The organism is Saccharopolyspora flava, assembly GCF_900116135.1.
Taxonomy (GTDB): Bacteria; Actinomycetota; Actinomycetes; order Mycobacteriales; family Pseudonocardiaceae; genus Saccharopolyspora; species Saccharopolyspora flava.
Window position 1 is genome coordinate 522,416 of sequence record NZ_FOZX01000001.1, and the last position, 12,729, is coordinate 535,144.

A 12,729-nucleotide genomic window follows, 5' to 3' on the forward strand; every position below is an offset into this window, starting at 1 on the left:
GATGACCACACCTGACGACTGGCTGAGCGACTACAACGCCAGGCTGCAGAAGATCAAAACCGACACCGACCGCGCCCAGCAGGAGCTCACGCAGGTCGGGGCGTCCGCGACCTCGCCCGACGGGCAGATCACGGTCAAGGTCAACAGCAGCGGCGTCCTGGAGGACATCCGCTTCGGCAACGGCTTCCAGCATCCGAAACCGGACCAGGTCGCGGCCGCGATCATGGCCTGCGTCCGCGACGCCCAACGCCAAGCCGCAGGTCAGATGGTCGAGGTCATGCAGCAGTTCGTCGGCGACGGCGCTGCCCTCGACTTCGTCAAGAACAACCTCCCCCACGGCTACGCGGGCGACGGCACGGACGAGGACCAGCAGCAGGCACCCGCTCGTCCCGCCACCCCACCCGACGACGATGACGACTACTCCAACGGGAGCTTCCTGCGATGACCGACGGATTCCGCGCCGACGTCCCGGTGATCAAGCAGCACAGCAACCAGGTCCAAGGCTTCGCCGACCGGATCAAGACCGCCCACAGCGCAGCGGAAACAACGATGGACACCAACGCCTTCGGCATCTTCGGCCAGTTCCTGGCCGCGCACGTCCTCGTTCAGAGCGACGTGGTGAAGTCCGCGATCGAAGGCGGCGGGAAGGCCTTCGAACAGGTTCGGACGGCTCTCGACGAAACGGCTGCCGACTACTTGGCCACCGATCAGGAGAGCGGCGCGATCCTCAAGGAGGTGAACGTTGACTTCGGCTGAAGACCTGGTCGTTTCCGGCGATGAGGCGGAAGCGGAAGCAGCGGCGGAGAACACCAAGAACCCCATGGACGGTGCAGGCGGGGTCGAGAACGCCGTATCCATCGCCAAGGGGATCGAGAACGGAGATTGGGACACCGTCGGGCTGAGCGCCATGGGGGCCGCGGTCGACACGGTGTCGCTCGTGGCCAACCCCTTGGGGACGCTGGCCAGCTGGGGTGTCGGCTACATCATCGAGCACGTCGAGTTCATCAAGGAACCGTTCGACGCGCTCATGGGTAACCCGGACGCGATCTCCGGGATGGCCGCGACCTGGGAGAAAATCGGCTCGGAGCTCAAGTCCGTCGGCGAGGAGTACGCCCAAACCGTGCGCAGCACCACCGGTTGGGAAGGACGAGCCGCTGAGGCGTACCGCAGGCTCGGCGGCGATGCGGCGAAAACGGTTGACGGGCTCTCCGCTGCGTGCGCGGGGATGAAGGCGGGTGTCGACGGCGCCGGCGCGGTCGTTTCCGCGGTGCGGGGAATCGTCCGCGATCTCATCGCCGGAGCCATCGGAGAGATCATCGCGGCATTGGCCAAATGGGGAATCGCGGCCGTGTGCACCGCAGGCATCGCTCTCGGCGGCGCCATCGCCGATGCGGTCCGAATCGCGATGCAATGGGCCGAGAAGATCTCCGGCTGGATGGAGAAGCTCGGCACCGCGCTGAAGAACCTGTGGAACAAGCTGGACGAACTGGGCTCAGCCGCGACCTCGATCCGAAAGGGGGTCGATGACTTCTTCAGCGGCTTGTACACGCCACCGGAAGGCAACCTCGTCAAGATCCAGAACCAGAACACGCCCCTCACCGCGGGGAAAGCCGACGAGCTCGCCGAAGGCGCCACAGGTAGCGGCAGCAAGCTGAAGGACGCCTGGGAGGGAGCCAAGGCCGGTGGCTCCGGCTACGCACCGTTCGCGAAGGGCGACATCTGGGAGCCCAACCTGGACCTCGGGCCGGGCGAGGGCGGGCACAAGTTCGGCTACGAAGTCGTCAAGGAAACCGCCAAGCTCGACGACGGCAAAGACCAGGAGGGCGAGTAGGGCAATGAGCACCTCGAACTCGAACAACATCGGTCTGCGACTGACGAAGATGGTGCTCGGGCTGATCGTCACGGCCTGCATCGTCATGCTGTGGCCGACGATCGTGTTCTCGTTCCCCGAGAAGGCCGACGAGCAGAACGCCACCGCCACCGTCCAGTCCTGCGAGGACACCGGGCCGATCACACGGCGGGGCTTCGGCCACAACTGGGATTGCCGTGTCCGGATCACGGACGATGAGAGCAGGAAGAACTGGACCACCAACATCGACATGAACTTCTTCTCCCCCGAGGACGTGGGCAAGGAGAAGAGGCTCACCTGGGGACACGGTGGTGGTCGCGCGAGCACGAACACCGATACCTACGTCTACACACGCGCTGAGGGCTACCCAGCGGGTGTGCGCCTCCTCGTCTCCATCGTCGCGGCCGTCGTGCTTCTCCCACCCGCGCTGTGGCTCCTGGTCAAATCCGTCGTCTGGAGCTTCCCCCAGAACGAGCAGCGCAAGTTCTGGGAGAAGATCGGCGGAACATCTGAGCAGAAGGCCGAGAAGAAGCGGCAGAAGCAGGCGGAGGACGATCGCTGGCGCGAAACGCAGCGGCGGCGCGCCGAGCAGCACGAGGCCGCCAAGGCTGCTCGCAAGCGGGCGAAAGAAGGCGGCCAGAGCTGAGCCGACCCCGTTCGTCTAGCGAACCAGGTCCGGCCTGAGTTCCGCGACTGCCCGGGTGATCCGTTGGACGACGGATTTCCCGGGCAGTGTGATCTGCGGTGGGTCTGGTTGCCGCTTGTCGAGGATCTGCCCGTGACGCCCGGCGAAGCCCTCATCGACCGGTTGGAACAGCAGAGCCGCCTGGACCGGTTTCGAGTTCGGGTCGTCCTTGACCTTGGGTCGCGGAAGACGGCCGTGGATCGCCCGCAGCTCGCTCCACGAGATCAGATCGGCCTTGCCGTGGATGTGCAGCCAAAGACCGCGCTCGTCGACGTGGATGCGATGGACCTGCGTGACCATGCCCACGCCACCCGCGACTCCGAGCAGTGAGAGCGGGCCGAACAGGACCGTGAAGAACCAGCCGATGTAGGGCGCGAAATCCCGTCCCTTGCGCGTGACGATCTCGTCCGGGAACAGTGCGACGGCCAGGAACAACCCGGCGAAGGCCAGGAGGAACACCATCGCGGCGAGGAAACCCCAGCCCTCGCGGTAGCGGACGATCTTCGCCGAGTCGCTGGGAGCCCACAGTTCGGTGCGCACAGCAGTCACCCTAGGAAACGTCCTGGAGCGGTTGGGGCGGTTCCGGGAGAACCACCCCGTCAGCTCAGGGCTGGGTGAGGATTTCGTTGCCGTTCTCGGTGATGAGGATGGTGTGCTCGAACTGGGCGGTCCAGCTCTTGTCCTTGGTGGTCACCGTCCAGCCGTCGTCCCACATGTCGTACTCGTGGGTGCCGAGGGTGATCATCGGCTCGATGGTGAAGGTCATGCCCGGTTCCAGGACGGTATCCACCGACGGCTCGTCGTAGTGCAGGATCACCAGTCCGCTGTGGAACGAGCGGCCGATGCCGTGGCCGGTGAAGTCGCGGACCACGCCGTAGCCGAAGCGCTTGGCGTAGGACTCGATGACGCGGCCGATCACGTTGAGCTGGCGGCCCGGCTTGGCGGCCTTGATGCCGCGCATCGTCGCCTCGTGGGTGCGCTCGACCAGCAGCCGGGCCTCCTCGGAGACGTCACCGGCCAGGAACGTCGCGTTGGTGTCGCCGTGCACGCCGCCGATGAACCCGGTGACGTCGACGTTGACGATGTCACCGTCCTCGATGATCGTCGAGTCCGGGATGCCGTGGCAGATCACCTCGTTGAGCGAGGTGCAGCAGGACTTCTGGAAACCCCGGTAGCCCAGCGTCGACGGGTACGCGCCGTGGTCGAGCAGGAACTCGTGCACGACGGCGTCGACGGAGTCGGTGGTCACGCCCGGCCGGATGGCCTTGCCTGCCTCGGCCAGGGCCTGCGCCGCGATCTTGCCCGCGTGGCGCATCGCCTCGATGACCTCCGGCGGCTGCACGTCCGGGTCGGTGTTGCGCTGCGGAGCCGGTTTGTCCACGTACTCGGGACGCTCGATGTGCGCGGGGACTTGGCGGCGCGGCGTGGGAACGCCTGGCTTCAACGGGGCTCGAACCGGCATGCCCCCACTCTAACCACGCACGCCGGACCCGACTCCCGGCGGTGACCGCGAGTGGCCGGGACCTCCCCGCCCCGAGCGGGAGGGGAGGTTCCCGCTCCGGATCAGGCCGGGGAGGCGGTCGCCAGGCCCGCTTCTCTGGCCGCTTCCAGCAGAGCCGGGTCGTAGGAGACGTAGGTCACCGGCTCGTTGCGGATGCCGCAGGCCGAGGCCAGGTGGATGGCCTCCACCGGGCCGAGGTCGGCGCGCAGCTCGCTGGCGCTGTCGAGCACCTCCTGCTGCACCGGCAGCACGTCGAGCTTCGAGACCACGATCGAGGCCAGGTCCTCGGCCGCCGGGCCCTGCTCGCGGAAGCTGCGCAGCACGTCGACCTTGGACAGCGCGCTGGTCACCCGCGGCTGCTCCCAGCGGTCGCGGATCCACTGGCTCAGCGCTTGGCTCTCCGGTTCGGGGGCGATCATCTTGATCAACGCGGAAGAATCGAAGTAGATCACAGCCACTCCTGTTCGCACCTGGGGCGGCGCCGGCGGCCTTCGGGGGAGGCGTTGCCGGCACGGTTCGTCGGGGATGCGGTCGCCGACGGCGCGGCGGACCGATGCGCGTCCGGTCGGCCCGGACACCGGATCGCCATCGCACACCGCCGCAACGCAGCGTGGCGGCCGGATCGCGCGTCAGTGGCGCCCGACCGGTGACGACCCCACCGAGAACAGCAACGAGACCACGCTGCTGCGCTCGATGGGCTACAACCTAGCACCCAACTGACCCTAAGTGATCACCCAATCACGTGAAGCGACCGCGTTTCCCCGCACGCCACTCCTCTCCCGTGTCGAAAACCCCGGTTTTCATGGCGCGAAAACCGGGGTTTTCGACGCGCGAAAAACGACGGCGCCGCCCGGTTCCGGGGAACCGAGCGGCGCCGTCCGCGTGGGATCGACCGTCACAGGCCGTCGAGGAACCTCTTCGCCGCGTCGACCGACGGGCCCGAGGAGCCCGCGTCGGTGATGAGCACCGCGAAGGCCACGTCGTCGCGGTAGCCGACGAACCAGCCGTGCGAGTGGGTGCCGTCGCCGAACTGCGCGGTGCCGGTCTTGCCCCGGACCTCGCCCGAACCGGCCAGGCCGCGCGCGGTGCCGCCGGTGACGACCTCGCGCATCATCGACCGCAGCTGGTCCAGCGCCGCGGGCGAGACCTTCTCCGGAGCGGCGTCGGCCTTGGTCTCCTGGCCGCGCATCAGCGTCGGCGTCGGCATGGCGCCGTTGGCCACCGACGCGGCGGCCAGCGCCATCCCGAACGGGCTGGCCAGCACCTTGCCCTGGCCGATGCCGTTGGCCGCGTGCTGGGTGACGGTCTCGGCGTTGGTGACCTTGCCGGTGATCGTCGTCGCGCCCGGCATGTCGAAGTCCACTCCCAGGCCGAACTTCTTGGCCTCCTTCGGCAGCGCGTCGTCGGGCAGGTCCACCGACAGCTGCGCGAACGTGGTGTTGCAGGACTGCGCGAACGCCGTGTGCAGCGGCACCCGGCCCAGGTCGAACTCCTTGTCGTTCGGCAGCGTCATGCCGTCGAAGACCTTCTTGCCCGGGCACTCCACCGGGGTGTCGGCGCGGACCTTGCCCGACTCCAGGGCGGCGGCACCGGTGACCATCTTGAACGTCGACCCCGGCGGGTACTGCCCGGACAGCGCCATCGGCCCCTGCGCGTCGGCCGGGTCGTTCTGCGCGACCGCCAGCACCTCGCCGTTGGAGGGCTTCATCGCCACGATCATCGCGGCCTGCGGGATCGGGTCCAGCGCCTGCTCGGCGGCCCGCTGGGTGCGGTCCGACAGCGTCACCGAGGTCGGCGGGACCGGCTTCTCGGCGACGGTGTGCAGCTTGCGGACCTCGTTGCCCTTGTCGTCGGTGATGGCCACCTGCCACCCGGCGTTGGCCTTGACCTGCTCGTCGACCTTCTTCGACACCCCGGCCAGCACCTGGGAGGCGTAGCCGCGCTCGGAGGCCAGCAGCCGCATCTGCGCCGGGAACCGCACGCCCGGCAGGTCGTAGATGCTCGAGCGCACCTTGTCGTAGTCGGCCTGGCGCAGCGTGACCACCTGGTACGGCTGGCCGGGCGGGGTCTTGCCGACGCCCTCGACGATGGACTGCTGGGTGATCGCCGGTTCGATCGGGCTCAGCGCCTGGGCCAGCTTCCCGGCCACGCCCGGCACGTCACCGGCCTCCTGGCCGTTGAGGCTGACCGTCACCACCGGCTCCGGCCCCATCAGCTGCTTGCCCTCGGCGCCCGTCACGGCTCCGGGAGCGGGCAGCACCTCGCTGTAGGCGAGGGTCTGACCGGGCTTGAGGTCGGGGTGCAGCACCGACGGGGCCCACAGGACCTTCCAGCCCTCGGACTCGTCGACGAGCTGCACCGTGCTGGTGTAGCGCCAGACCTTGCCGTCATTGAAGTCCCAGGAGAGGTCGACCTTCGCGGACGCGCCCTGCTCGTTCTCGGTGACCTGGCCGAGGTTGGCGTGCGACGCGACCGGGGCGAGGTGCTCGCGCGCCTGCTCCAGTCCGCGGCGCGCGGCGTCGGGGTTGTTGGTCTGGGCCGCCGCGCCCGCCGCGTCACCTGCGGCGACGGCGTTGACGAACGAGGTGGCCACGTCCTTCTCGGATGGTCCGGTGCTGCACCCCGCCACTGGAACCAGCAGCAGTGCGGTGAGCCCGACCATGATCCGCGAGGCAAGCATGTCCGCGAGTATGCCGAACCCTTGTGCGGTACCGAATCCGGGTTCCCGACACACCGGGCGAAATGGTTCGCGGCCGCCTCACCTGGGACGCCGGTGAGCCGCCTTCACAGCAGGACGGTCGCGAACTCCCCGACCCGGCGGAAACCGACCTTCTCGTAGGCCGCCCGCGCGGCGGTGTTGAAGTCGTTGACGTACAGGCTCGCCGTCCGCCCCAGGCCCCGCACCAGCCGGTCGGCGACCGCGGCCGTGCCCGCGGTGCCCAGGCCCGTGCTGCGGCGGTCCGGGTGCACCCACACGCCCTGGATCTGGCCGACCGTCGACGACAGCGCCCCGATCTCGGCCTTGAACACGACCTCGCCGTCCTCGAAGCGCGCGAACGCCCGCCCCGAGGTGATGAGGTCGGCCACCCGGGCCCGGTAGCCCGCGCCACCGCCGTCGGTGGAGGGGTCGACGCCGACCTCCTCGGTGAACATGGCCACCGCGGCCGGCAGGTAGCGCTCCAGCTCCTCCAGGCGCACCTGCCGCACCATCGGGTCCGGCTGCACGTGCGGGAGCTCGGAGAGCGCCATCAGCGGCTGCTCGTCGCGGACCTCCCGCGCCGGACCCCACTGGGCCTCGACCTCGTCCCACAGCATCAGCACCTGCTCGGCCGGCCCGACCAGCGAGGAGCACACGCGGCGGCGGCGCAGCGCGCGGTCGGCGAAGGCCCGCATCGCGTCCGGGCCGCCGCGCAGCGGCACCAGGTTCGCCCCGGAGAAGCACATGCCGGTCAGCCGGGTCCCGTGGCCCCAGAGCTCGCCGCCGAGGCGCAGCGGGTGCACCCCGGCCTCCTCGACGCGCGCGGCGACCATGCACGCGGCCACGGGCGCGGAGTCCAGCACCGACCGGACCAGACTCGCGTCGCGTTCCTCCAGCAGGCGGGCACCGGCAACCTTGAGCACCAGCCAAGACTGCCAGAAATGCCACGCGAACGGCTGACCGGTGGAGATCCACCACATCCCGCGCGGCCGCACTCACCCGTTCGGAGCAGCGGAAACGTCGTGGAAAAGGATCAGCCGCCCGGAGCGGGTCCGGGCGGCTGATGTCGTGCGCGGGTCAGCCCACGGTGACGGTCGGGCTCGCGCCCTCCTCCACGGTCTCGCCCATGTCCTCGGCGATGCGCATGGCCTCTTCGATCAGCGTCTCGACGATCTGGTGCTCGGGCACCGTCTTGATGACCTCGCCCTTGACGAAGATCTGGCCCTTGCCGTTGCCGGAGGCCACGCCCAGGTCGGCCTCGCGGGCCTCACCGGGACCGTTGACGACGCAGCCCATGACCGCGACGCGCAGCGGCACCTCCATGCCCTCCAGACCGGCGGTGACCTCGTCGGCGAGCTTGTAGACGTCGACCTGGGCGCGTCCGCAGGACGGGCAGGAGACGATCTCCAGCTTGCGCGGCCGCAGGTTCAGCGACTGCAGGATCTGGGTGCCGACCTTGATCTCCTCGACCGGCGGGGCCGACAGCGAGACGCGGATCGTGTCGCCGATGCCCTGGCGCAGCAGCGCGCCGAAGGCGGTGGCCGACTTGATGGTGCCCTGGAAGGCCGGGCCGGCCTCGGTGACGCCGAGGTGCAGCGGGTAGTCGCACTGCTCGGCGAGGATCTCGTAAGCGCGCACCATGACCACCGGGTCGTTGTGCTTCACCGAGATCTTGATGTCGTGGAAGTCGTGCTCGGCGAACAGGCCCGCCTCCCACAGCGCCGACTCGGCCAGCGCCTCGGGGGTGGCCTTGCCGTACTTCTCCATCAGGCGCGGGTCGAGGGAACCGGCGTTGACGCCGATCCGGATCGGCGTGCCGTGGTCCTTGGCGGCCTGCGCGATCTCCTTGACCTTGTCGTCGAACTTCTTGATGTTGCCGGGGTTCACGCGCACCGCCGCGCAGCCCGCCTCGATCGCCGCGAAGACGTACTTCGGCTGGAAGTGAATGTCGGCGATGACCGGGATCTGGGACTTCTTCGCGATGGCCGGCAGGGCTTCGGCGTCGTCGGCGCTCGGGCACGCGACCCGGACGATGTCGCAGCCCGCGGCGGTGAGCTCGGCGATCTGCTGCAGCGTGCTGTTGACGTCAGCGGTGACGGTCGTGGTCATGGTCTGCACGGAGATGGGGCTCTCGCTGCCCACTCCGACCGGTCCGACCTGCAACTGGCGAGTCTTGCGCCGCTCCGCGAGCACCGGGGCGGGGCCCGCGGGCATGCCCAGATCGACGGTCATCGATACCTCTCCACCTCTTCTGGTGTGCTTCGGACGGTGTCCCGCCCGCGTTCCACGATACCGGCGCACCTTCATCCGGCTGGACGTCCGGGCGTCTGACGAATCACGTTGGGTGATCGACATCGGCCGTTCACGTCCCGTTCGGCCCACGACTTCGAGCCGTGGATCACCCTATCGGTGATCTTGCGCTCACAACGACGCGCCGTGGCCGTCGCCGAACGCGACGGCACGACTCGCGCCGTGAACCCGGTCCACCACAGCGGTGAAATCTCCGGCCGGGGCTAGTACAGCGTCACCGGGTTCACGATGTCGGCGACCAGGACCAGCAACGAGTAGGCGATGAACACCAGGCTGACCGCGTAGGCCAGCGGCATCAGCCTTGCCGTGTCGAACGGGCCCGGGTCCGGGCGCTTGACCAGCTTGGCGAAGCTCCGCCGGATCCACTCCCACGCCGCGCCCGCCACGTGCCCGCCGTCCAGCGGCAGCAGCGGCAGCAGGTTGAACACGAACAGCGACAGGTTCACGCCCGCGAGCAGGTTGAACATCAGGATGATCCGCTCGTCGACCGCGATCTGGTCGGTGGCCAGCACCTCACCGCCGAGACGGCTGGCGCCGACGATGCCCACCGGCGAGTCCTTGTGCCGCTCGCCGCCGAAGATCGCCGAGACCAGGTCCGGGATCCGCTGCGGCAGCTCGACGATCTTCTGCGCGGTCAGGCTGACGAACTCGCCGATCGTGTCGGCCACGCCGCCGATGTCCTGCTTGACCAGCACCGACGTCGGGGACAGGCCCAGGAAGCCGACCGTCTCGTACTCGCTGGTGGAGTTCAGCTTCGGCCGCTCGGTCTGCATCAGGTCGGCGGTCAGCGTCTGCCGGTGCCCGTCGCGCTCGACGACCACCGGGACCGTGCCGTGCGACTTCCGGATCTCCAGCTGCAGCTCGTCCCAGGTGTGGAAGGGCTTGCCGTTGAACTCCACGATCCGGTCGCCCGGCTTGAACCCGGCCGCGGCGGCCGGCGAGGGCTTCGCGCCGGGCGGGCACTTCTGCGTGTCGGGGGCGTCGGCGGGCAGCACGCACTCGCTGACCGTGGACACCGTCAGCGTGGGGGTGTTGAGGCCGTGCCCCATCAGGATCGCCGAGAAGATGCCGACCGCCAGGATCAGGTTCATCACCGGCCCGGCCATCATCACGATGATCCGCTTCCACGGGGAGCGCTGGTAGAACTGCCGGTGCGCGTCCTCGGGCTTGATGTCCTCGGCCGACATCTGCCGCGCGTCGTCGATCATCGCCCGGAACGGCGAGGACGAAGCGGAGCGGCCCATCTCCTCGTCCTTCTGCGGCGGGAACATGCCGATCATGCGGATGTAGCCGCCGAACGGGATGAGCTTCACCCCGTACTCGGTCTCGCCCTTCTTGCGGGACCAGATGGTCCGGCCGAAGCCCACCATGTACTCGGTGACCTTGACGCCGAACATCTTCGCGGTCGCCAGGTGCCCCAGCTCGTGCCACGCGATGGAGAACAGCAGCCCGAAGAAGAAGATCAGAATGCCAACGACGACCAGCACTTACTCCGCCTTCCCTCCGGCCAGCTCACGCGCCCGGTTCCGCGCCCACTCCTCGGCCGCGAAGACCTCGTCGAGCTCCGACGGTGCGCCGCGCCACTGGTCGGCCGCCCCGAGCGTGTCACTGACAGTCTGCACGATCTGCGGGAACCGGAGGCGACCGTCGACGAACGCCGCCAGCGCCTCCTCGTTCGCCGCGTTGTAGATGGCGGGCAGGCATCCCCCGCCGGAACCGGCCGCCCGGGCCAGCTCGACGGCCGGGAACGTCTCGTCGTCCAGCGGCTCGAAGGTCCACTCCTGGGCGTCGGTGAAGTCCAGCCGCGGCGCGACGCCGGGGACCCGGCGCGGCCACTCCAGGCCCATCGCGATCGGGATCTTCATGTTCGGCGGGCTGGCCTGGGCGATCGTGGCCCCGTCGGTGTAGGTGACCATCGAGTGCACGATCGACTGCGGGTGCACCACCACGTCGATGCGCGGGTACTCGATGCCGAACAGCAGGTGCGCCTCGATGAGCTCCAGGCCCTTGTTGACCAGGGTCGCGGAGTTGATCGTGACGACGTTGCCCATCGCCCAAGTCGGGTGCGCCAGCGCCTGCTGCACGGTGACCTCGGCGAGGTCGTCGCGCTTGCGGCCCCGGAACGGGCCGCCGGAGGCGGTCAGCACCAGCCGGTCCACGTCGGCGTTGTCGTTGCCCAGCAGGCACTGGGCGAGCGCGGAGTGCTCGGAGTCGACCGGCACCAGCTGCCCGGGCGCGGCCTTGTCCAGCACCAGCGCACCGCCCGCGACCAGCGATTCCTTGTTGGCCAGCGCGAGTTGGGCGCCGGTGTCCAGGGCGGCCAGCGTCAGCCGCAGGCCGCGCGAGCCGTCGACGCCGTTGAGCACCACGTCGGCCGGGGCGGCCTCGATGAGCTCCAGCGCGGACTCGGGCCCGGCCAGCAGCCGGGGGAGTTTGAACTCGCCCTCGGCGTAGCCGCGCTTCTGCGCCTCGGAGTAGAGGGCGAGCTGGACGTCCTCGGCGGCTGTGCCCTTGGCCACGGCCACGACCGGGACCTCGAACTCCAGCGCCTGCGCGGCGAGCGCCTGCGGGTCGCTCCCGCCCGCGGCCAGCCCCACGACCCGGAACCGGTCCGGGTTGTCGCGCATCACGTCGAGTGCCTGGGTGCCGATGGAACCGGTCGATCCGAGCACCAGAACGGTGCGCGGGGTGTCGCTCTGTGTGCTGGTGTCCGCGTGCATCGACGCCATTGTCCCCGAAGGAGGTGAGCCGGTGCCCCTCGCGGTGCACAAATCACCTTCCGGCGTCACGATCGGGGTATCGGCGCTGCCTGACGAATGAAGGAGGCCGTCATGGGCATCATCGGATGGATCGTTCTCGGCTTGATCGTGGGGGCCATCGCGAAGCTGATCATGCCGGGCAAGGACCCGGGCGGCATCATCGTCACCATGCTGCTCGGAGTGGTCGGGGCGTTCCTCGGCGGCTTGATCGGCAAGTGGATCTTCGGAACGGGACTCAACGAGTTCTGGTCGATCCGGACCTGGATCCTGGCGATCGTGGGCTCGCTCATCGTGCTCGGCGTCTACCGCGTCGTCATCGGCCGCAGGGCCGTCAAGGGCGGGTAGTCACCGGTCGTCGTTCACCGAGGTGCCGCGCGAGCCGGGTTCGCGCGGCACCTTTTTCGCTGCTGATGCCGGGCAGGTGGCCGATCGGGTCCCGATCGGGTGTGCGAGGATGAGGGCGATCGTGGATCGCCGTCCGGCGGTGCGCGAAACCCAAGCAACAGGCTTTCCGGCCGCGGGTGGCCGGTGTGGCGCAGGAGGGGAACGTGGCGAGCACCGAGCTGGAGAAGAAGCCCAGCCAGGCCATCGACCCGGCCGAGGAACCGTCGGTCGAGTGGGGCTGGCACGGCGGTTTCCCGAAGGGCACCCAGATCGCCGGCTGGTTCTCGGTCGTCGCGGTCCTGTGCATGCTCATCGGCAACCACCAGGGCATCCTCAGTGGTGGCGGGCACTTCAAGATGGAGGACGTGTTCCTCATCATCACCGCGGTGGTCCTGGCCGTCGGTCTGCTCTACGACCTGACCAAGAACAAGCGCCGCCGCTGACCCCAGAACCACGAAGAGCCGCCCCTCGGACCCCCGAGGGGCGGCTCTTCGCCGTTGAGCACGGATCTCACGTTCCGCGATGCTCGGCAGAGGACAGTTT

At 69.0% G+C, this 12,729-nt stretch carries 15 protein-coding genes; 7 read left to right on the plus strand and 8 right to left on the minus strand.

The features are described from left to right. The first annotated feature begins 1 nt into the window (after position 1). From BM424_RS02325 to BM424_RS02340, 4 genes are read left to right on the plus strand one after another with little or no spacing between them, the layout of a single operon-like run. Positions 2 to 445, plus strand: coding sequence for a YbaB/EbfC family nucleoid-associated protein (locus BM424_RS02325; protein ID WP_093413326.1), 444 nt, complete (start codon positions 2 to 4; stop codon positions 443 to 445). Further along, on the plus strand, positions 442 to 756 hold the full coding sequence (locus tag BM424_RS02330) for a type VII secretion target (protein WP_093413328.1): 315 nt from the start codon (positions 442 to 444) through the stop codon (positions 754 to 756). The genes BM424_RS02325 and BM424_RS02330 overlap by 4 nt, the downstream gene beginning before the upstream one ends. Continuing rightward, a complete protein-coding gene (locus BM424_RS02335) occupies positions 743 to 1,831 on the plus strand; it encodes a WXG100 family type VII secretion target (RefSeq protein WP_093413329.1) in 1,089 nt (362 codons plus the stop codon). Before BM424_RS02330 ends, BM424_RS02335 begins: the two co-directional genes overlap by 14 nt. A gap of 4 nt (positions 1,832 to 1,835) precedes the next feature. Beyond that, positions 1,836 to 2,495 (plus strand): DUF6346 domain-containing protein, encoded by a 660-nt coding sequence (locus tag BM424_RS02340; protein ID WP_093413330.1) that lies wholly within the window; start codon positions 1,836 to 1,838, stop codon positions 2,493 to 2,495. A 15-nt stretch (positions 2,496 to 2,510) separates the two neighbouring features. On the opposite strand, the gene BM424_RS02345 is transcribed toward BM424_RS02340, so the two are convergent. From BM424_RS02345 to BM424_RS02355, 3 genes are all read right to left on the minus strand, one after another. Then, positions 2,511 to 3,074, minus strand: coding sequence for a hypothetical protein (locus BM424_RS02345; protein WP_093413332.1), 564 nt, complete (start codon positions 3,072 to 3,074; stop codon positions 2,511 to 2,513). A 64-nt stretch (positions 3,075 to 3,138) separates the two neighbouring features. Next, the gene (gene map / locus BM424_RS02350; RefSeq protein WP_093413334.1) at positions 3,139 to 3,996 is read right to left on the minus strand and encodes a type I methionyl aminopeptidase; all 858 of its coding nucleotides are present in this window, start codon (positions 3,994 to 3,996) and stop codon (positions 3,139 to 3,141) included. A gap of 101 nt (positions 3,997 to 4,097) precedes the next feature. Continuing rightward, complete coding sequence (locus BM424_RS02355) at positions 4,098 to 4,487, minus strand: type II toxin-antitoxin system VapC family toxin (RefSeq protein WP_093413335.1); 390 nt, start codon at positions 4,485 to 4,487, stop codon at positions 4,098 to 4,100. A gap of 73 nt (positions 4,488 to 4,560) precedes the next feature. Between BM424_RS02355 and BM424_RS02360 the strand changes: the two genes are divergently transcribed. After that, the gene (locus BM424_RS02360) at positions 4,561 to 4,755 is read left to right on the plus strand and encodes a hypothetical protein (protein ID WP_093413337.1); all 195 of its coding nucleotides are present in this window, start codon (positions 4,561 to 4,563) and stop codon (positions 4,753 to 4,755) included. Positions 4,756 to 4,930: 175 nt separating this feature from the next. Here BM424_RS02360 and BM424_RS02365 read toward each other — a convergent pair whose 3' ends face one another. From BM424_RS02365 to dxr, 5 genes are all read right to left on the minus strand, one after another. Next, entirely contained in the window at positions 4,931 to 6,715 is a 1,785-nt protein-coding gene (locus BM424_RS02365) for a penicillin-binding transpeptidase domain-containing protein (protein WP_217649608.1), read from the minus strand. Positions 6,716 to 6,819: 104 nt separating this feature from the next. Continuing rightward, complete coding sequence (locus tag BM424_RS02370; protein ID WP_093414574.1) at positions 6,820 to 7,656, minus strand: GNAT family N-acetyltransferase; 837 nt, start codon at positions 7,654 to 7,656, stop codon at positions 6,820 to 6,822. A 154-nt stretch (positions 7,657 to 7,810) separates the two neighbouring features. Beyond that, entirely contained in the window at positions 7,811 to 8,965 is a 1,155-nt protein-coding gene (gene ispG / locus BM424_RS02375) for a flavodoxin-dependent (E)-4-hydroxy-3-methylbut-2-enyl-diphosphate synthase (protein ID WP_093413340.1), read from the minus strand. 281 nt (positions 8,966 to 9,246) lie between these two features. After that, complete coding sequence (locus BM424_RS02380) at positions 9,247 to 10,530, minus strand: M50 family metallopeptidase (RefSeq protein WP_093413341.1); 1,284 nt, start codon at positions 10,528 to 10,530, stop codon at positions 9,247 to 9,249. Next, complete coding sequence (gene dxr / locus BM424_RS02385; RefSeq protein ID WP_093413343.1) at positions 10,531 to 11,772, minus strand: 1-deoxy-D-xylulose-5-phosphate reductoisomerase; 1,242 nt, start codon at positions 11,770 to 11,772, stop codon at positions 10,531 to 10,533. It abuts the gene before it with no gap. Positions 11,773 to 11,874: 102 nt separating this feature from the next. Between dxr and BM424_RS02390 the strand changes: the two genes are divergently transcribed. Next, complete coding sequence (locus BM424_RS02390; RefSeq protein WP_093414575.1) at positions 11,875 to 12,147, plus strand: GlsB/YeaQ/YmgE family stress response membrane protein; 273 nt, start codon at positions 11,875 to 11,877, stop codon at positions 12,145 to 12,147. Positions 12,148 to 12,350: 203 nt separating this feature from the next. Beyond that, positions 12,351 to 12,629, plus strand: coding sequence for a DUF2631 domain-containing protein (locus tag BM424_RS02395; protein WP_093414576.1), 279 nt, complete (start codon positions 12,351 to 12,353; stop codon positions 12,627 to 12,629). Positions 12,630 to 12,729: the final 100 nt, after the last annotated feature.